The 17,847-nt window shown below is 74.6% G+C and carries 20 protein-coding genes; 13 read left to right on the plus strand and 7 right to left on the minus strand.

Translation table 11 applies throughout. The features are described from left to right. Positions 1–201: 201 nt before the first annotated feature. On the plus strand, positions 202–777 hold the full coding sequence (locus tag ACQP12_RS05200) for a hypothetical protein (RefSeq protein WP_433285418.1): 576 nt from the start codon (positions 202–204) through the stop codon (positions 775–777). A gap of 191 nt (positions 778–968) precedes the next feature. Further along, entirely contained in the window at positions 969–1,445 is a 477-nt protein-coding gene (locus ACQP12_RS05205) for a hypothetical protein (protein WP_357938182.1), read from the plus strand. 91 nt (positions 1,446–1,536) lie between these two features. Here ACQP12_RS05205 and ACQP12_RS05210 read toward each other — a convergent pair whose 3' ends face one another. Then, complete coding sequence (locus ACQP12_RS05210) at positions 1,537–2,499, minus strand: GlxA family transcriptional regulator (protein ID WP_433285421.1); 963 nt, start codon at positions 2,497–2,499, stop codon at positions 1,537–1,539. A gap of 70 nt (positions 2,500–2,569) precedes the next feature. On the opposite strand from ACQP12_RS05210, the gene ACQP12_RS05215 reads away from it, so the two are divergent. Next, positions 2,570–3,865, plus strand: coding sequence for an MFS transporter (locus tag ACQP12_RS05215; protein ID WP_433285423.1), 1,296 nt, complete (start codon positions 2,570–2,572; stop codon positions 3,863–3,865). 4 nt (positions 3,866–3,869) lie between these two features. Here the strand turns inward: ACQP12_RS05215 and ACQP12_RS05220 are convergent, their stop codons facing one another. Genes ACQP12_RS05220 through ACQP12_RS05230 form a run of 3 tightly spaced genes read right to left on the minus strand, consistent with a single transcriptional unit; the run spans position 3,870 to position 5,443 of the window. Continuing rightward, entirely contained in the window at positions 3,870–4,589 is a 720-nt protein-coding gene (locus ACQP12_RS05220) for an RICIN domain-containing protein (protein ID WP_433285425.1), read from the minus strand. Between the two features lie 58 nt (positions 4,590–4,647). Then, positions 4,648–4,932, minus strand: coding sequence for a DUF427 domain-containing protein (locus tag ACQP12_RS05225; RefSeq protein WP_313722905.1), 285 nt, complete (start codon positions 4,930–4,932; stop codon positions 4,648–4,650). A 40-nt stretch (positions 4,933–4,972) separates the two neighbouring features. Then, the gene (locus ACQP12_RS05230) at positions 4,973–5,443 is read right to left on the minus strand and encodes an aminoacyl-tRNA deacylase (protein ID WP_433285427.1); all 471 of its coding nucleotides are present in this window, start codon (positions 5,441–5,443) and stop codon (positions 4,973–4,975) included. Between the two features lie 93 nt (positions 5,444–5,536). Between ACQP12_RS05230 and ACQP12_RS05235 the strand changes: the two genes are divergently transcribed. The 6 genes from ACQP12_RS05235 to ACQP12_RS05260 all read left to right on the plus strand — a co-directional run bounded on the left by ACQP12_RS05235 (position 5,537) and on the right by ACQP12_RS05260 (position 11,337). Next, positions 5,537–6,922: an FAD-binding oxidoreductase gene (locus tag ACQP12_RS05235; RefSeq protein WP_433285429.1), complete on the plus strand. Its 1,386-nt coding sequence runs from the start codon at positions 5,537–5,539 to the stop codon at positions 6,920–6,922. Beyond that, positions 6,919–8,262 carry a class I SAM-dependent methyltransferase gene (locus ACQP12_RS05240; protein ID WP_433285431.1) on the plus strand — a complete coding sequence of 448 codons (1,344 nt, stop codon included), beginning with the start codon at positions 6,919–6,921 and terminating at the stop codon, positions 8,260–8,262. The genes ACQP12_RS05235 and ACQP12_RS05240 overlap by 4 nt, the downstream gene beginning before the upstream one ends. A gap of 121 nt (positions 8,263–8,383) precedes the next feature. After that, the gene (locus tag ACQP12_RS05245) at positions 8,384–8,905 is read left to right on the plus strand and encodes a SigE family RNA polymerase sigma factor (protein ID WP_357938122.1); all 522 of its coding nucleotides are present in this window, start codon (positions 8,384–8,386) and stop codon (positions 8,903–8,905) included. After that, entirely contained in the window at positions 8,902–9,846 is a 945-nt protein-coding gene (locus tag ACQP12_RS05250) for a hypothetical protein (RefSeq protein WP_433285433.1), read from the plus strand. The genes ACQP12_RS05245 and ACQP12_RS05250 overlap by 4 nt, the downstream gene beginning before the upstream one ends. Before the next feature lie 86 nt (positions 9,847–9,932). Beyond that, complete coding sequence (locus ACQP12_RS05255; RefSeq protein ID WP_433285435.1) at positions 9,933–10,493, plus strand: helix-turn-helix domain-containing protein; 561 nt, start codon at positions 9,933–9,935, stop codon at positions 10,491–10,493. Next, the gene (locus tag ACQP12_RS05260) at positions 10,486–11,337 is read left to right on the plus strand and encodes an SRPBCC domain-containing protein (protein WP_433285437.1); all 852 of its coding nucleotides are present in this window, start codon (positions 10,486–10,488) and stop codon (positions 11,335–11,337) included. Before ACQP12_RS05255 ends, ACQP12_RS05260 begins: the two co-directional genes overlap by 8 nt. A 65-nt stretch (positions 11,338–11,402) precedes the next feature. Here ACQP12_RS05260 and ACQP12_RS05265 read toward each other — a convergent pair whose 3' ends face one another. Both ACQP12_RS05265 and ACQP12_RS05270 read right to left on the minus strand, forming a co-directional pair. Further along, on the minus strand, positions 11,403–12,605 hold the full coding sequence (locus tag ACQP12_RS05265) for an RNA polymerase sigma factor (RefSeq protein ID WP_433285439.1): 1,203 nt from the start codon (positions 12,603–12,605) through the stop codon (positions 11,403–11,405). Between the two features lie 5 nt (positions 12,606–12,610). Continuing rightward, positions 12,611–12,940: a YciI family protein gene (locus ACQP12_RS05270; RefSeq protein ID WP_091269466.1), complete on the minus strand. Its 330-nt coding sequence runs from the start codon at positions 12,938–12,940 to the stop codon at positions 12,611–12,613. Between the two features lie 120 nt (positions 12,941–13,060). Between ACQP12_RS05270 and ACQP12_RS05275 the strand changes: the two genes are divergently transcribed. The 3 genes from ACQP12_RS05275 to ACQP12_RS05285 all read left to right on the plus strand — a co-directional run bounded on the left by ACQP12_RS05275 (position 13,061) and on the right by ACQP12_RS05285 (position 16,219). Further along, positions 13,061–13,294, plus strand: a complete 234-nt coding sequence (locus ACQP12_RS05275) for a zinc-ribbon domain-containing protein (RefSeq protein ID WP_151465241.1) — start codon at positions 13,061–13,063, stop codon at positions 13,292–13,294. Positions 13,295–13,518: 224 nt separating this feature from the next. Beyond that, positions 13,519–14,598: a hypothetical protein gene (locus tag ACQP12_RS05280; RefSeq protein ID WP_433285442.1), complete on the plus strand. Its 1,080-nt coding sequence runs from the start codon at positions 13,519–13,521 to the stop codon at positions 14,596–14,598. Between the two features lie 103 nt (positions 14,599–14,701). Next, a complete protein-coding gene (locus ACQP12_RS05285) occupies positions 14,702–16,219 on the plus strand; it encodes a hypothetical protein (RefSeq protein ID WP_433285446.1) in 1,518 nt (505 codons plus the stop codon). 28 nt (positions 16,220–16,247) lie between these two features. Here the strand turns inward: ACQP12_RS05285 and ACQP12_RS05290 are convergent, their stop codons facing one another. Further along, a complete protein-coding gene (locus ACQP12_RS05290) occupies positions 16,248–17,201 on the minus strand; it encodes a S41 family peptidase (RefSeq protein ID WP_433285448.1) in 954 nt (317 codons plus the stop codon). Positions 17,202–17,257: 56 nt separating this feature from the next. Between ACQP12_RS05290 and ACQP12_RS05295 the strand changes: the two genes are divergently transcribed. Beyond that, positions 17,258–17,776: an ArsR/SmtB family transcription factor gene (locus ACQP12_RS05295; protein WP_357938106.1), complete on the plus strand. Its 519-nt coding sequence runs from the start codon at positions 17,258–17,260 to the stop codon at positions 17,774–17,776. Positions 17,777–17,847: the final 71 nt, after the last annotated feature.

Consider the following 17,847-nt stretch of genomic DNA (forward strand, 5'->3'; position numbering starts at 1 on the left):
AGCCCGCCGAGGCGGGACTGCCCGGCCGGGAATGACGGTGGCCCGGCGGTCGTTGTACATGGTCCCGGCGCGACGAAGAGGCTTCGCCCCGTCCGCTGGATGATCCCCCTAAGACTTTCTTGAGCGCCTGACGGTGCTTGCGCACAGCTGAGCCGACCCCCCCGTTGGCGTGTGCGCCAACCCCCGAATGGAGCTACCCCCATGAACACGATCTTCCGTAAGAGCGTGCTCGGTATTGCTGGTCTGGCCTTCACCGGTGGCATCTTCGCCGGTCCGGTCGCCGCGCACGCCGATGCCCGTGCGGTCGAGGGCAAGCCGGCCGCCGTGGCGGTGCAGGGTGACAAGCTGATCCCGCACGGCGTGCAGGGCGCCCAGTCGAAGATCGACCTCAACGGTGAGCAGCTGGCCAACGCCAAGGCGATCATCGCCGCGACGAAGAAGGCCGGCCTGCCGGAGCGGGCCGCGGTCATCTCGATCGCCACGAGCCTGCAGGAGTCGAAGCTGGAGAACCTGGGCCACCTCGGCGACGCCAATGACCACGACTCGCTGGGTCTGTTCCAGCAGCGCCCGAGCTCGGGTTGGGGTACGCCGGAGCAGATCACCGACCCCGAGTACTCGACCCTGGCGTTCGAGAAGGGTCTGAAGCAGGTCGACGGCTGGCAGGACATGCCGCTGACCGAGGCCGCGCAGACCGTGCAGGTGTCGGCCTACCCGGACGCGTACGCGCAGTGGGAGCAGCAGGCCGCCGACATCGTCGCCCACAACTGGAACAGCTGAGCCGATCCGCTGGCCGGCACCCCAAACGGGGTGCCGGCCAGCGGCGTCTCAGGATCTTGGGCAGTTTCCGTTCGAGGCGAACGGCAACTTGCCAAGATCGCGACACGTCGGAAGCCCCCATCCGGGTGAACACGGCGGGGTACCTGCGGTGGGGGCGTCGCGGGCGGGGGTTGGATGCGGGCATGGACGAGGTGGACGCCGCGGCGTTGCGGCGGGCGTACGAGTCGGTGCTCGCGGAGGTGGACACGGGCGGCTTCGGGCCACCCCCGGATGGGGAGTTGAGCGCCGAGCAGATCGTGGCGCACCTCGCCGCCAACGACGAGCTGATGAGTGAGGCGACCGAGGCGGTGCTGGTCGGCTCGCCGTTCGCCTACTACGACCTGGAGACCATCCACCGGCCGCAGCTCGACGCGCTGGTCTCCGAGTGCGGGGGCCTGGACGGGCTGGCCGCCCTGCTCCGGGCCACCAGCCAGAAGCTCTGCGCCCTCGCCGACCGGCTCGGCCCGGCCGCCGAGACCCCGGTCGACACGGTGCTGCGGGAGGGCTTCGACCTTGACGTGGACGAGTCCCTGCCCTGGGGCCGGGCGCTCGACCTGCACACCCGCGTCCATCTCCCCATGCACCTGGCCCAGCTCCGCGCCCTCCGCCGCCAGCCCCACCTGGCCTGACCGCACGAAGCCGCCACCGGACCGAGCCACCACCGGGCCGTGCAGGCACCGAGCCGGGCCGGCCACCGGACCGAGCCGAGGAGGTGCCGGGTCAGGGGGTCGGGCGGAAGGTGCGGCGGTAGGCCGTCGGCGCGACCCCGACCCGGGAGTGGAAGTGCTGGCGCAGGGCGGCGGTCGTGCCGAACCCGGCGTGCCGGGCGATCTGGTCGACGGTCAGGTCCGTGGTCTCCAGCAGCTCCCGGGCGTGTTCGGTGCGCTGCTGGAGCAGCCACTGCGCCGGGCTGAGCCCGGTCTCCGAGCGGAAGTGCCGGGTGAAGGTGCGGACGCTCATCCGGGCGTGCGCGGCCAGCTCGCGCAGGGCGACCGGTTCGTGCAGCCGCTGCCGGGCCCACTCCCGGGTGGCGGCGGTGCCGGTGTCCGCGGTCCGGGGGACCGGGCGTTCGATGTACTGGGCCTGGCCGCCGTCGCGCCACGGCGGCACGACGCAGCGCCGGGCCGACCGGTTGGCGACCGCGCTGCCGTGGTCGGTGCGGATGACGTGCAGGCAGAGGTCGATGCCGGCGGCCACCCCGGCCGAGGTGAGCACCCCGCCGCCGTCGAGGAAGAGCACGTCCGGGTCGAGGTCCACCTGCGGGTGGAACCGGCGGAACCGGTCCGCGTACGCCCAGTGGGTGGTGGCCGGGCGGCCGTCGAGCAGGCCGGCGGCGGCCAGCACGAACGCGCCCGTGCAGATCGACATGATCCGGGCGCCCCGGTCGTGGGCGGCGCACAGCGCGGCCGCCACCGAAGCGTCCAGCGTCCCGTCCGTCAGCGGGGGGCCGTCGTGGATGCCGGGGACGATCACCGTGTCGGCGGAGTCCAGCAGCTCCAGGCCGTGGTCGGGAACCACCTGGAAGCCGGCCGTGCTGCGGATGGGCCGGCCGCCGGGGGTGCAGACCTCGACGCGGTAGAGGGGTGTCAGGTCCCCGGTGCGGGCGGTGCCGAAGACCTGGGCCGGGGTGCCGAGGTCGAGGCCGACCACGTCGTCGAGGGCAAGGACGGCGATACGGTGCATGGCCCGATTATTGCGCACGATGGCTTTCCGGCCACTCGCCGAGCCGGCCCGTCCCGCCGAGACTCGGAGGGTGACACGACACCGTCTGCATCCGGCCTGGCTCGTGGCCGGCGTCTCGTTCGTCGCGTTGGTCGGCGCGGCCGGCTTCCGCGCCACCCCCGGGGTGCTGCTGCACCCGCTGCACGCCGAGTTCGGCTGGCCCCTGGCCACCATCTCCGCCGCCGTCTCGGTCAACCTCATGCTCTACGGCCTCACCGCCCCGTTCGCCGCCGCGCTGATGGACCGGTTCGGCATCCGCCGGGTGGTGACCGGCGCGCTGCTGCTGGTCGCGCTGGGCAGCGCGCTGACCGTGGGGATGACCGCGAGCTGGCAGCTGATCCTCTGCTGGGGCGTGCTGGTGGGGCTGGGCACCGGCTCGATGGCGCTGGCTTTCGTGGCGACGGTCACCGGGCGCTGGTTCGTCAAGCGCCGGGGTCTGGTCACCGGCGTGCTCACCGCGGGTGGGGCCGCCGGCCAGCTCGTCTTCCTCCCGCTGGTCGCCGTGCTGGTGCGCGATCACGGCTGGCGGGTGGCGGCGCTCGTCGTGGCCGGGGCCGCGCTGGCGGTCGTACCCCTGGTGGTGTGGCTGCTCCGCGAGCACCCGGCGGATCTCGACCTGCCCGCCTACGGCGCGACCGAGGTCGTGCCCCCGGCGCCGCCGGCCGGCGGGGCGGCGGCCCGGGCGGTCGGCGCGCTGGCCGCCGCCGCGCGGACCCGGCCGTTCTGGCTGCTGGCCGGCGGCTTCGCGATCTGCGGCGCGACCACCAACGGCCTGGTCGGCACCCACTTCGTGCCGGCCGCGCATGACCACGGCATGCCGGAGACCACCGCGGCGGGCCTGCTCGCCCTGGTCGGGCTCTTCGACATCGCCGGCACGGTCGCCTCCGGCTGGCTCACCGACCGGGTGGACAGCCGGCTGCTGCTCGGCGCCTACTACGCGCTGCGCGGCGCCTCGCTGCTGGTGCTGCCGAGCCTCTTCGCCGGCTCCGCGCGGCCGAGCATGCTGGTCTTCATCGTCTTCTACGGCCTCGACTGGGTGGCCACCGTGCCGCCCACCGTGGCGCTGTGCCGGGAGTGGTTCGGCGCGTCGGGGGCGGTGGTCTTCGGCTGGGTGTTCGCCGCCCACCAGGTCGGCGCGGCGCTTGCCGCGACCGGCGCCGGGCTGGTCCGCGACCGGCTCGGCGACTACGCCGCGGCCTGGTACGTGGCCGGCGCTCTGTCGATCGGTGCGGCCGGGCTCTCCCTGCTGCTGCGCCGCCGGGGCGACGAGCCGGCGTTCGCCCTCCCCGTGGCGGTCGGCCGCCGGGCCTGGAGCTACCGGGGCTGACCGGTCAGCCGGCCGCCCACTGCTGCTCGGGGGCGCCGTTGCAGGGTGCCTGTTCGAGCTGGCTCCCGGCCGCGGTGCCGGCGTCGTCGACCTGGGCGCACTTGCCGCTGTGCACGGCGACCAGCAGCACCGGGCCGGACCCGGTCGGGTTGAGCTTCCACTGCTGGTTGGCCTGGCCGTTGCAGGACCACTGCACCAGGTCCGTGCCGTCGTCGGTGCCCTGCCCGAACACGTCCAGGCACTTGCCGCTGGCCGCGTTGACCAGGACGTAGGTGTCGGCGGCCACCGGGGTGACCACCCACTGCTGTTCCGGCCCGCCGGTGCAGTCGGCCAGCGCGGCGTGGGCGCCCTCGGGGTCGTCGCCGGTCACCCCGAGGCAGAGGTTCGAGGGGACCCCGCGGATCACCTTGGGGGTGGCCGCGGGGGCCGCCGGGGTGGTGGGCGCGGCGCTCGGCGAGGGCGCCTCCGTGGTGGGGGCGGCCGCCGTCGTGGCCGGCGCCGCGCTCGACTCGCTCGCCGCCGGGGTGGGCACGGCCGCCGCCGGCACCACCGGCTCGTCGCCGCCGCCGCCGAGCACGCCCGTGGCGAAGAACACCCCCAGGAGTACGCCGACCACGGCGACGCCCAGCGCGATCCGCATCAGCGGGTCCTGCGGCAGCCCACGGCGGGCCGGCCGGCGGCCGCCGTAGACGGTGCCGGACGGATCGGTGCGTGGGTCTGCCATGGGGGCATCCTGACCCACGGGGACGGTCGGGAGCCAGTCGCCCCGGCGGCGGGGTGACTCAGTCGACGACCCGTACGTCCTTCCAGAACGCCACCCGGTCGCGCACCATCTCCGCGTCGGGCTTCGGGTCCGGGTAGTACCAGACGGCGTCCGGGCTGGTCGCGCCCGCGTGTTCGAGCGTGTAGTAGGAGGCGGTGCCCTTCCACGGGCAGACCGTGTGGGTGTCGGAGTCGCGGATCAGGTCGTCGCGCAGGGCCGAACGGGGAAAGTAGTGGTTGCCCTCGACCAGCACGGTGTCGTCGCTCTCCGCGACGACCAGGTCGTTCCAGACGGCTTTCGGCATGCCCTCCACGCTATGCCGGCGGCCGGGCGGCGGCCACCGTTCAGCGCGCCGGTTCCGGGTCGGTGACGTCGGCCACGGTCGCGTCGAGCGCGGCGAGGGCGGCGTCCGCATCGACGGCGACGGCGACCCCGTGCTCGCCCGCGCCGAGGGTGATCTCCCGGCCGCGCAGCCGCTCGTCGGCGACCACGGGCCAGGCGGTGCTGGCGCCGAACGGGGTGATGGTGCCCCGCTCGTAGCCGGTGACCGCCCGGGCGGCCGCCGCGTCCGGCATGGACATGCGGCTCACCCCGAGCAGTTGGCGCAGCTTCGGCCAGGAGACGACCCGGTCGCCGGGGGTGAGCACGAACAGGTGGTCGTCCTCGCCGCGCCGGACCACGATCGTCTTGACCACGTCGGGAACCTCGACGCCGCGCGCCTGCGCCGCCTCGGCGAGGCTGCGCACCGGGCCGTGCCGGATCACCCGGTAGGGCAGGCCGGTGGCGTCCAGGGCGGTGAGCGCGGGGGAGGGCATGTCCGCCACGGTAACCCGCTGATCTCCGGGCGGCCCCGAAAAGGCCACCGTGGACATCCCACGAATTGTCGTACCCAGGCGTAAGGTCATCTCATGCACGCTGTCCGTGATCATGAGCGGGCGGTGGACGCGCTGCGGCGGTCATACGCCGCGGTGCCCGCCGGAGAACCCGTACGGCTGGCCAAGCAGACCTCCAACCTCTTCCGACCCCGATCCGCGCCGCGCACCCCCGGCCTGGACGTCAGTGGGCTCACCGGGGTGCTGTCGGTCGACCCGGACGCCCGGACCGCCGACGTGCAGGGCATGTGCACCTACGAGGACCTGGTCGACGCGACCCTGCCGCACAACCTCATGCCGCTGGTGGTGCCGCAACTGCGCACGATCACCCTCGGCGGCGCGGTGACCGGGCTGGGCATCGAGTCCACCTCGTTCCGCAACGGCCTTCCGCACGAGTCGGTGACCGAGCTGGACATCCTCACCGGGGCCGGTGAGCTGCTCACCGCCCGGCCGGTGGGCGAGCACGCCGACCTGTTCCGGGCCTTCCCCAACTCGCTGGGCAGCCTCGGCTACTCGACCCGGCTGCGCATCGAGCTGCAACCGGTCGGCCGCTACGTGGCCCTGCGCAACATCCGGTTCAGCCGGCTGGAGGAGCTGACCGACGCGATCGCCGAGGTGGTCGCCAAGGGCTCCTGGGAGGGTGAGCCGGTCGACGGGATGGACGGGGTGATGTTCAGCCCGGGCGAGGCCTACCTGGTGCTCGCCACGTTCACCGACGAGGCCGACGGCCCGCCGAGCGACTACACCGGCCAGGACATCTACTACCGTTCGCTGCGCCGGCGCACCCGGGACGTGCTCACCACCTACGACTACCTGTGGCGCTGGGACACCGACTGGTTCTGGTGCTCGGCGGCGTTCGGTGTGCAGAACCCGGTGGTCCGCCGGCTCTGGCCCCAGCGCTACCGGCGCAGCGACTTCTACCACCGGCTGGTGCGCCTGGAGCACCGGCACCAGGTGGCCGCCCGGGTCGACCGCTGGCGGGGCCGGCCGGCCCGGGAGCGGGTGGTGCAGGACGTGGAGATCCCGCTCGCCGGCACCCCCGAGTTCCTGCGCTGGTTCGCCGGGGCCGTGGGGATGACCCCGGTGTGGCTCTGCCCGCTGCGGCTGCGGGAGCCGGCCGGCCCGGGATCCTCCCGGGCGTGGCCGCTGTATCCCCTCCAACCGGGCGAAACCTATGTGAACATCGGTTTCTGGGGGAGCGTGCCGATCGCCGAGGGCGCCGCCGACGGCGACGTCAACCGGGAGATCGAACGCGCGGTGTCGGAGGCGGGCGGCCACAAGTCGCTCTACTCCGACGCGTACTACGACCGGGCGGCGTTCGACCGGCTCTACGGCGGGGAGACCTGGCGCGCCGTGAAGGAACGCTACGACCCGGACCACCGGCTGACCGGACTGTACGAAAAGGCGGTAGCGCGAGCATGAGTCTGACCGACCGAACACCCGGGGCGGCGAGTGCCCCGGCCGGCCCGCCGGCGGGGGGCCGGCATGGCGGACCGACCGTGGCGGACGTGATCCGCGCGGTCACCACGGGCGACCTGCCCGTGCGCATCACCGGATACGACGGCAGCGCGGTCGGCCCGGCCGACGCCGGGATCACCCTGGCGATCCGCTCCGAACGCGGGCTGTCCTACCTGCTCACCGCCCCCGGCGACCTGGGTATGGCCCGGGCCTATGTGAGCGGCGACCTCGGGCTGGAGGGCGTCCACCCGGGCGACCCGTACGAGGCGTTGCGGGTGCTGAAGGACGAGCTGCCGCTGCGGATGCCGCCGGTGGGCGAGGCGCTCACCCTGGTGAAGGGGCTCGGCTGGGAGCGGCTGTTGCCCCCGCCGCCCCCGCCGCAGGAGGCCGCGCCGCGCTGGAAGCGGGTGGTGAACGGGCTGCGCCACTCCCGGACCCGGGACAGCAACGCCATCTCGCACCACTACGACGTCTCGAACGCCTTCTACGAGAAGGTGCTCGGCCCGTCGATGACGTACACCTGCGCGGTCTTCCACAGCCCCACCGACACGCTGGAGGAGGCGCAGCGGGCCAAGTACGACCTGGTCGCCGGCAAGCTGGCGCTGAAGCCGGGGATGCGGCTGCTCGACGTCGGCTGCGGCTGGGGCGGCATGGTCCGGCACGCGGCGCGCGAGTACGGCGTCAAGGCGCTCGGCGTCACCCTGTCGCGGGCGCAGGCCGAGTGGGCGCAGGCCGCGATCGAGCGGGAGGGGCTGGGCGACCTGGCCGAGGTGCGCCACCTGGACTACCGGGACGCCCCGCGCGAGCAGTTCGACGCGATCTCCTCGATCGGGCTGACCGAGCACATCGGGGTGCGCAACTACCCGGCCTACTTCGGGGCGCTGCGCAGCCGGCTCAAGCCGGGCGGCCGGCTGCTCAACCACTGCATCACCCGGGCCGACAACCGGGCCCCGCACCGCTCCGGCGCGTTCATCGACCGGTACGTCTTCCCGGACGGCGAGCTGGCCGGCCCGGGCCGGCTGGTCAGCGAGATCCACGACGCCGGGCTGGAGGTGCACCACGAGGAGAACCTGCGCCAGCACTACGCGATGACGCTGGCCGGCTGGTGCCGCAACCTCGTCGAGCACTGGGACTTCTGCGTGGGTGAGGTGGGTGCGGGCACGGCCCGGGTCTGGGGGCTCTACATGGCGGGCTCCCGGATGGCCTTCGAGCGCAACGGCATCCAGCTGCACCAGGTGCTCGCCACGCACAACGGCCCGCAGGGGGAGAACGGCTACCCGCTGCGTCCCGACTGGACGCCCTGACGGTTCCCGTCCCACGAAAGGCCGCGCGATCCGCGCGGCCTTTCGTCGTGAAACCGGCCGGTCCGGTCGGTCAACCTTCGCGGGTGTCGCGTCGTCCTTGGTGACGACGAAAGGAGAGCCGGTGTGGCGGAAGAAGCGCTTTGACGGGCTGGACACCCTCGTCGCCGAGCGCGGCGGTGCCCTGCTCGCGACGGCGGTGCTGCTGACCGGTAGCCGGGTAGCCGGGGAGGACCTGGTGCAGGCGGCGCTGGAACGGCTGATGCGCAACTGGCACCGGGTGCACGGCGACCGGGAGGGCTACCTGCGCCGCACGCTGTACCACCTGGCGGTGGATCGCTGGCGGCTGCGCCGCCGCCGGCCGGAGGTGCTGGCCGAGGTGGAACCGCCCGGCCAGCCGGACGGCACCGACGCGCTGCACCTGCGGCAGGCGCTCGTCCAGGCGCTGGGCCTGCTGCCGCCCCGGCAGCGGGCCGTGCTGGTGCTCCGCTTCTGGGAGCAGTGCAGCGAGGCGGAGGCCGCCGAGCTGCTCGGCTGCTCGGTCGGCACGGTCAAGTCGACCACCTCCCGTGGACTCGCCCGGCTACGTGAACTCACCGCGGACTGGGCGCTCGAAGGCGCCGGCATGAACGGAGCACGCAGATGACGACCCACCTTGAGGACCAGCTCGTCGCCGGGATGCGGGACCAGGCCGCCGGCCTGACGCTCACCCGTGACGTGCTCGGCGCGGCCACCCGCCGCCACCGGCGGCGCACCGCCCTGCACCGCACCGCGTACGCCGCGGGGGTGGTCGGGGTGGCCGGGGCGCTGACCGCGGCGCTGACCGTCGGCGCCGGCAACCCCGGTGGCCGGACCGGCCCGTCCGGACCGGTCGCGGGCCGTCCGGCGCCCGCCGCGAGCCCGCAGTCACCGCAGCTGCGCCTGGCCGCGGCCGCGGCGGCCAGCGAGAACATCAGTTACCGGGTGAAGGTCACCACCACCTCGCTGGACGCGCCCCCGCCGGAGGGCGAGCTGCCGGAGCCGGTGAGCCGGCGGTGGGTCACCAAGGGCGCCTTCGATCCGGCCACGGCCACCGGCTACCTCGATTCGCCGTACACCGGTCTGCGGCCGGCCGTCGCGGCGGGCCCGGAGCACCTGCGGCTGATCGGCGGCGTCCTGTACTTCGGCGGCCGGGACGGCCGGGATCCGGACAACGGGAAGATCGTGTGGAGCCGGTCCCCGGACCGGCAGGACAGCCTCGACTACGACATGGCGATGGGTGGCCGTCTCGGTGCCTCGGCAAGCCCGGAGGCGTTGCTCCGGGTGCTGAACGAGGCGGGCGCCACGGTCACCGAGCCGTCGTCCGGCGTCTACCACTTCGACGTCTCGATGTCGGATCCTGCCGCCGAGATCATCGCCGACCGTCTCGTCGGCGAGGTGACGGTCGGCGCGGACGGCCGGATCGCGAAGGTGTCCTACGACCGGGCGTCCCGGATGGTCCGGACCAAGGACTACACCTCCCACCTCAAGGTCGTCATCGAGCTGTCCGGCTACGGCCTGCCGGTGGCGGTCAAGGCGCCGGCCCACGCCTACGTCATGGGCAAGTAGGCCGTCACGAAAGGCCGCGCGGACCCGCGCGGCCTTTCGTCGAACCTATTGACAAAGAAGTTTTGTACGTACAAACTGATTTTGCCATGAGAGACGTCCTGTACCTGGAAGAGCGCGAGCAGGCCGAAGCCCTGCTCAAGCCGCAGCGCATCGAGGTGCTGCGGCAACTCGCCGAGCCCCGCACCTGCACCGAGATCGCCGCACGGCTGGGGCAGACGCCGCAGCGCGTCTACTACCACGTCAAACAGCTGGTCGCGGCCGGGCTGGCCGAGCAGGTCGCCGAACGGCGGGTGCGCGGCATCAGCGAGGGCATCTACCAGGCCGTCGCCCGGTCCTACTGGCTGTCCCCCCGGCTCGTCGGCCGGATCGGCGGGGCGCGCCGGGCGCAGGACGAGCTGAGCCTGGGCTACCTGCTCGATCTCATGGAGGAGGTCCAGGCGGATGTCGCCGCGCTGGACCGCACCGCCCCCGAGTTGCCGTCGATCGGTGTCTCCGGCGAGATCCGGGTGCCCGCCGAGCGGCGGCAGGAGTTCCTGCACGACCTGCAGTCGACGCTGCAGGACCTTTTCACCCGCTACGGCGGCGTCGAGGGGGACGCCTTCAAACTCGCCGTGGCCTGCTACCCGAAGGGCGACAACCATGAGTGACCTGCTGACCGTCCGGGCCCGCCTCGCCGCGCCCGTCGAGACCGTGCGCCGCGCGCTGACCGACCCGGCCGAGCTGCGCGTCTGGCTCGCCGAGCACGCCGAGGTCGACCTGCCCGAGCGCTACGCGTTCTGGGGCCGCCACACGCCCGAGGGCGCCGAGCCGCACCAGCGCCTGCTGCACGCCGACGAGCGGACGCTGCGCTTCGCCTGGACGCTCGACGGGGTCGAGACCACCACCGAGTTCGAGCTGGCGCCGGAGGACGGGGGCACCCTTCTGACCCTGCGGCAGAGCCACTTCAGCTTCGAGGAGGCGATGAGCGGCAGCAGCATCCGCGGCGTCCTGCAGACGTTCTGGGCGCTCGCGATCGCCAACCTCAACGCCCACCTGGAGGGGCGCCCGCTGCTGCCGCGCACCGACTTCACCTCCGCCGACCTGCGCGGTGAGCTGCTCATCGACGCGCCCATGGACAAGGTGTGGACCTCGCTCACCGACTCCGACCAGGCCAGCGCCTGGTTCGGCTTCCCGATCGGCATCGAGCCCTGGGTGGGCGGCCGCTACGCCATGGGCGGCTTCGACGCCGGCTACGCGGCCAAGGTGGTCGACCTGACGCCGGGCAAGGCGCTGTCCGTCGACTGGGGGCCGACCGGCGTCAGCACCTGGGAGCTGGCCGAGTCCGGCGGCCGGACGAAGCTGACCTTCGTGCAGTCCGGCTTCGACGAGGGCAACCCGCCGTACGCGGCCTGGAGCGGGAGCGTGGCCGGGCTGGCCGAGCTGCGCCGCTTCCACGAGATGGCCGACTGGCAGCCGATCTGGCTGGCCGAGGAGATGCCGAGCAACGCCTGAGCCGTGCCGCGCAAGGAAGGGCCCTTCCCGACGCCTCAGGCAGCGGAGGGGCCCTTCCTGATGCCTCAGGGCGACAGCTCGGCGGCCCGGCGGAGCAGCGCCCGCCGTTCCGGGTCGGAGCGGACCGCGTCGGCGGCGGCCCGGAACAGCGCGGCGGCGCGTACCGGGTCGCCGCCGCGGGCGGTCAACTCGGCCTCGGCCGCCGTCGCCGGCGGGTAGCCGTCCAGCGCACCACCCTCGCGGGCCTCGGCGAGCAGGCCCAGCCCCGCGGCGGGGCCGTACGCGTACCCGTGGGCCACCGCCCGGTTGAGCCGTACCACCGGGGTCGGGTGCAGCCTGACCAGCGCGTCGTAGCAGCCGGCGATGGCCGGCCAGTCGGTCTCGGCGGCGGTCGGCGCGGTGGCGTGCGCGGCGGCGATCCGGGCCTGGAGGGCGTACGGGCCGTCGCCGGCCCGGTCCAGCAGCGCGACGCCCTCGGCGATGGCGGCCCGGTCCCACCGGGCGCGGTCCTGCTGGTCGAGGGTGAGCAGGTCGCCGGACGGGTCGCGGCGGGCCGCCCGGCGGGAGTGGTGCAGCAGGAACAGGGCGAGCAGCCCGGCCGCCTCGGGCTGGTCCGGCATGAGCGTGTGCAGCAGCCGGGCCAGCCGGATCGCCTCGGCGGCGAACGCCGGTTCGCCGTCGGCGTCGTACCCCCGGGTGAAGAGCAGGTAGAGCACGGCCAGCACGCCCGGCAGGCGCTCGACCAGCGCGGGCCCCGTCGGCACCCGGTACGGGACGCCCGCCGCGGCGATCCGGGCCTTGGCCCGGGTGAGCCGGCGGGTCATGGTCGACTCGGTGACCAGGAAGGCGCGGGCGATGTCGGCGGTCGGCACCCCGGCCACCGTGCGCAGGGTGAGCGCCACCCGGGCCTCCAGCGCCAGCGCCGGGTGGCAGCAGGTGAAGATGAGCCGGAGCCGGTCGTCCACCACATCTCCCTCCGGTCGCGCGGGCTCGGGGTCGGTGAGCAGCGCCAGATCGCGCAGCTTGCGGCGTTCCACGCTGGCCCGGCGCAGCACGTCCACGGCCCGGTTGCGGGCGACGGTCATCAGCCACCCGCCCGGGTTGTCGGGCACGCCGTTGCGGGGCCAGCGTTCCAGCGCCGCGGCGAGGGCCTCCTGGGCGCAGTCCTCGGCGAGGGTCCAGTCGCCGGTGACGCGGATCAGGGCGGCCACGATCCGCGGGTACGCCTCGGCGCCCGCGTCGGCGACCGCCCCGGCCGCGTCGGCCACCCGGATCAGTCCTCCACCAGCGGGCGCAGCTCGATGCGCCCGGCGTACGCCATGGGGTGGGCGCGGGCCACCTCGACGGCCTCGTCCAGGTCGGCGCACTCCAGCAGGTCGAAGCCCACGATCACCTCCTTGGTCTCGGCGAACGGGCCGTCGCTCAGCAGCAGCTCGCCGTCGCGGACCCGGACGGTGGTCGCGGCCGACGGGGGCGCGAACCGGCTGCCGGTCAGCCGCTGGCCGTTGGCGTCCCGCTCGGCCACCCACTTCTCGATGTCGGGCGCCGCGTCCGGGTTCCGGTCGGGCTGGGTGTCGGTGCAGACGAGCATCATGTACTTCATCGCTTCACTCCTGTCGGTCGTGCCTCTGTCCACCCTGACGAACACCGGGCGCGCATCCGGACAGCCGCGGGGAAAAATTCTGGTGGTGATTTCCGGGGCCCGGCGGGGTAATGCCGGGCGATGTTCTTCATCTTCGGGCTCCGGACCAAGGTCGACCGGTCCGGCGTGGTCACCCAGGTCTGCCGCAACTGTGGCAACCGGGCCGCCCAGGTCATCACCCGGCGGGCCACGAAGTTCACCCTCTTTTTCATCCCGCTGATCCCGGTGCGCACCCGCTACACGCAGCAGTGCACGTTCTGCGGCGCGCAGTACGACGTCTCCCGGGCCGAGGCCGAGCGCCTCCCGGTCGGCTGACCGTGGCGCGTTTCCTCTGCTGGCTGATCGGCCGCCAGCCGGTCACCCCGCCGGCCGCGCCGGTGCACACCGTCTCCCGGCCGCCCTGCACCCCGGGTCGCCGGCGCCGCCGCCGCAGCCGGCCCACGGCGGGCGCCCAGTCACCCCGCTCACCCTGGAACCGGTCGGCCGGCCGCTGAGCGGCGGCGGGCCGCGGGGGCGCGCAGCGCCTATCCTGGGCGATCATGACGGACACCGCGCAGCGCCTTGCCGAGATCCGGGGTGGCGTGCCGCCGCGGCGGCACAACGCCCGCACCATCGCCGCGCTGACCGGCAACCCGGGCTGCACCCGGCGCGCGGTGCTAGACGGCGCCGGGGTCGACAAGCCGAAGCTGGCCGAGCGGGTCGGCTTCCCGGCCCGGTTCGGCCAGTCCCGCTTCGCCATCACGCGGGGCAACGCGTTCGAGGCGCAGGTGAAGGCCGATGGGGGTGCGGAGCTGCTGCGCCTGGTCGCGGAGCGGCTGGGCGTGCCCGTGCCGGACGGCGCCACCTGGACCGACCTGGGCGGCGACGAGGACCGGCCGGAACGGTCCCGCGCCGCGCTCACGGCGTCCGGGGACGGGCCGGCGCTCTTCGACCATCCGCTGCTCGGCCTGGACGTCGCCGGCCGCCGGGTGAACCTGGAGCCGGACCTGGTGGCCGCCCGGCTCGCCGGCCGCTTCCACGTCGTGGAGATCAAGTCGTTCCCGATCATCGACGGCCAGGCCGACCCGGCCAAGGTCGCCGCCGCCGCCATCCAGTCCGCCGTCTACGTGCTGGCGCTGCGCGACCTGCTCGCCGCCGAGGGGTGGGACCCGGACCTCGTCTCGCACGAGGTGGTGCTGGTCTGCCCGCGCGACTTCGCCAACCGGCCGGTGGCGAGCCTGCTCGATGTGCGCAAGCAGTTGCTGGTGCTGCGCCGCCAGCTCGACCGGATGGCGCGGATCGACGACCTGCTCGCCGCCGTGCCGGCCGGGTTCACGGCCGACCTGACCGCCGACCCGGCCACGCTGGCCGGCGCGCTCGCCGGCGTCCCCGCCAACTACGCGCCGGACTGCCTGGCCGCCTGCGAGCTGGCCTATTTCTGCCGGCAGGAGGCGCGCGGCCACACCGGCGCACTGGGCCGGCCGGTCCGGGAGGCGCTGGGCGGCGTCGCCGAGGTGGCCGACGTGCTGGCGCTCGCCGCCGGGGAACGTGCCCCCGAACCGGAGCAGGCGGAGGCCGCCGCCCTGCTGCACGCCGCCGCGCGCCTGCGCGCCGACGCACTGGCCGGGAACCCCGCATGAGTACGCCCCGACCCCTCGGCCGGACACCCCGGATCGCTACGCCCCGGCAACCCGCCCGGGCGCCCCGGATCGCTACGTCCCGATGCCCCGGCCGGAGCGCCCGGTGAGCACCCTGCGCGCCCTCGCGCAGGCGCAGGCGGTCGCCGCCGGGGTGGCCCAGCCGGTGGCGACCGTCCGGCACCTGCACCTGTCCGACCGCCCGCTCGTGCTCGTGCCGCTCGCCCTGGCCGGCGAGGCGAACGCCCCGCTCGCCGCCCTGGTCGGCGCGGCGCCCGACGAGGCCCGGCTGCTCGTGGTGCCGCAGCCCCGCAACCGGGACCAGCGCTTCGCGTTCGCGGCCGAGCTGGCCGGGATCGTGCTGCCCTACCTGGACGAGTTCCGGGACCGCACCGAGGCGGTGCCAATCGACCGGGGCCGGGACGTCCGGCACCGCTACGTCGACGCCCCGCAGGTGCTGGTGCCGAACCCGGCCGGGATCACGTTCCTGCGGCTGTTCGGCCGCTCCACCCGGTTCCGCCGGCCCGACGGCGAGTACCCGGTGCACCCGTCGGTGCCGCTGCTCGGCCGCTGGCTGACCTTCTTTGCCGAGCGCGCCGAGCATCCCGGCTCGGCGGCGCTCGTGGCGCTGACCGACGCGCTGACCCTGCACTGGGCGACCGGGCAGAGCGCCGTGGAGGACCTGCACCTGCCGGCGCTGCTGGGCTGGCTCGACCCGCCGCCCGGGCTGACCGGCGCCGAGGCGGCCGCCCGCGCCGAGGACCCGACGCGTTGCCCGCCGGCCGGTCCGGCCACCGACCCGGACTTCGACAACCACCGGCTCGCGCCGGCCATCGAGGCGTACACCCGCGCCGAGGACGACCCGGTGGCCCGCGCGGTCGCGTACGCGGAGCTGGAGCGTTTGCTGCGTGACCAGCTGACGCCCACCTGGGAGCTGATGTGGCGCGGTGTCGGGTTGCTCCGCGCGCTGCCCGCCGGGGCGCGGGTGGCCGGCCGCTGGGACGGCGACCGGGACGCCTTCACGGCGCAAGCCGAGCACGTCGACGCCGGTGGCGGCCCGCAGCCGCGCCGGGACGGCGCGGTGGCCGCGGCGACGCGCCTGCACCGGCTGGAGCGGGCGCTCGCCTCCTACGCCGTGCAGCGCGCCTACGACGATCCGCTGGTCATGGCCGAGCACCGGTTGGCCGGGGAGGCGTTCGTCGGTGACGTGACCCTGGCCGACCCGAAGCGGGTCGACGACACCGGCAAGCGCCCGGTGCTGCGCCCGCGGATCCAGGTGGTCACCACCGAGCCGGTGTTCGTCCCGGTCGGCGCGACGCTCTACTCCCCGGCCCGGCCGGGCCAGAAGGCGAAGGTGGTCTTCGTGACCCCGGCCGCGGACGGCAAGACCGAGGTGGTGCTGGAGCTCTCCGGCGGGATGGGTCGGGGGCTGACCGCCGCGCCGGGCAGCGTGCCGGAGGTGGGGGAGCGGCTCTGCCTCACCACCCTGTCGGACGGCTTCCTGCCGGCCGGCGCCTTCCCGGCCCCGGAGGAGACGCCGTGGACCCACGGCGGCCCTCCCACCACGGCGCCCGCCCCCGCGGACCCGGTCCCGGCCGCCGACGCCGCGGAGGACTGGTCCTGACGCGAGCCCGGGCGGCCCGCCCGCGACATCAGGCGAGGGCGGCCAGGGTCTCGCGCGCCTCGGCCGCCGTCGGCCGCCGCGGGTCCGCCGCCAGCAGGGCCTCCAGCGCCGTCCGGTACGCGACGTCGCGCGCCGCCCCGGCCGGCGTCTCGACGTCGGGGGCGACCCCGCAGCCCTCCCAGTTGGTGCCGCTCGCCGCGTTGACCGGCCGGGCCACCGGCACGGTCAGCTCCAGGTGCGGGTGCAGGCCGTGCCCGACCCGCGGGTGCGCCCCGCCCCGGGTCCGCTCGCCGACCACGGTGGCCCGGCCGAGCTGCTGGAGGTCGTACGCCAGCTCCTCGCCGCCGGAGAACGTCTCCGGGCCGGTCAGCACGAGCACCGGCTTGTCGGGCGCGTAGCGGGGCACCGGCAGCCAGGCGGCGCTCCAGTACTGGTGGGTGGTCCCGGCCCGCTCGTGCATGGTGTGCAGGTGGGTCGGCTCGGCGAAGAACCAGCCGCAGACCAGGGCCACCATGTCGGGGCTGCCGCCCCGGTTGCCGCGCAGGTCGAGCAGGAGCGCGTCGGTGCCGGCGAGCAGCCGCAGCGCGGCGGTCACGAGGTCGCCGGCGAGGTGCGGCGGGAAGAGGTAGGGCGCGATCTCCAGCAGCCCGACGTTGCCGGGCAGCCGCTCCACCCGGGCCACGCCACCCATGGTCAGCGCGGCGAGCTGGACGAACTGCGCTTCGGCCGGGTCGTCGGCGACGTCGGCCAGCGGCGTCTCGTGGTGCTTGAGCCGCAGGTGCAGGTCCCCGTTGGCGGCCTGAAGGTCGGTGGTGACCAGCGCGCCGAGGGCCGCCGCGTCGGCCGCCCCCGCGTACGCCCCCTCCCGGAGCCGGTCGCCGAGGTGCGCGGCGATCCGGCCGGCCACCTCGGGGAAGACGTACTGCTCGGCCACAAGTTTGGCGGCCCGCTCGACAATGTCGGTGATCTCGTCCTGGCGCATGTCCCGAGTAGAGCAGGCCGGTTGACAAAGCGTCAAGAGAATTAGACGCTTTAGCGGTGAACCACGAGACCGAACTGGAGGTCCGCACCGCGGCCCACTTCAAGGCGCTGGCCCACCCGTTCCGGCACCGGCTGCTCTTCGCACTCGGATCCGGGCCGGCCACCATCAGCCAGCTCGCCACCGGCCTCGGCGCGGCCAAGGGCACGGTCGCCCACCACCTCAAGGTGCTCACCGACGCCGGCATGGTCCGGGTCGCGCACACCCGCCAGGTCCGCGGCGGCACCGAGCAGTACCACGAACGGGCCTTCCGCCGACTGGTCGGCGAGACCGGCGACGCCGGCGCCACCGGCGCCCTGTTCGGCGCGGTCGCCGAGGAACTGGCCCACGACCCCGACCCGCTGCTGCACCTGCGCCACCTGCGGCTCACCCCGGCTCAGGCCGAGCGGCTCCGGTCCACCCTGGACGTGCTCGTCGGCGAGGCCGAGGAGGCCGGACCGGACCAGCCCCGCTACGGCGTCCTGGTCTCCCTCTACCGTCGCGCCGACCCCGTGCACCCTGGCCCGCCGGGGCGGTGACCGACGCCGATCGGCTCTGGCGGCGGCACCGGGGGCTGACTAGGCTTGCGCCGTTCGCCGTCCGCAACCGG

The sequence above is a fragment of the Micromonospora sp. CA-244673 genome, assembly GCF_050948395.1.
Classification (GTDB): domain Bacteria; phylum Actinomycetota; class Actinomycetes; order Mycobacteriales; family Micromonosporaceae; genus Micromonospora.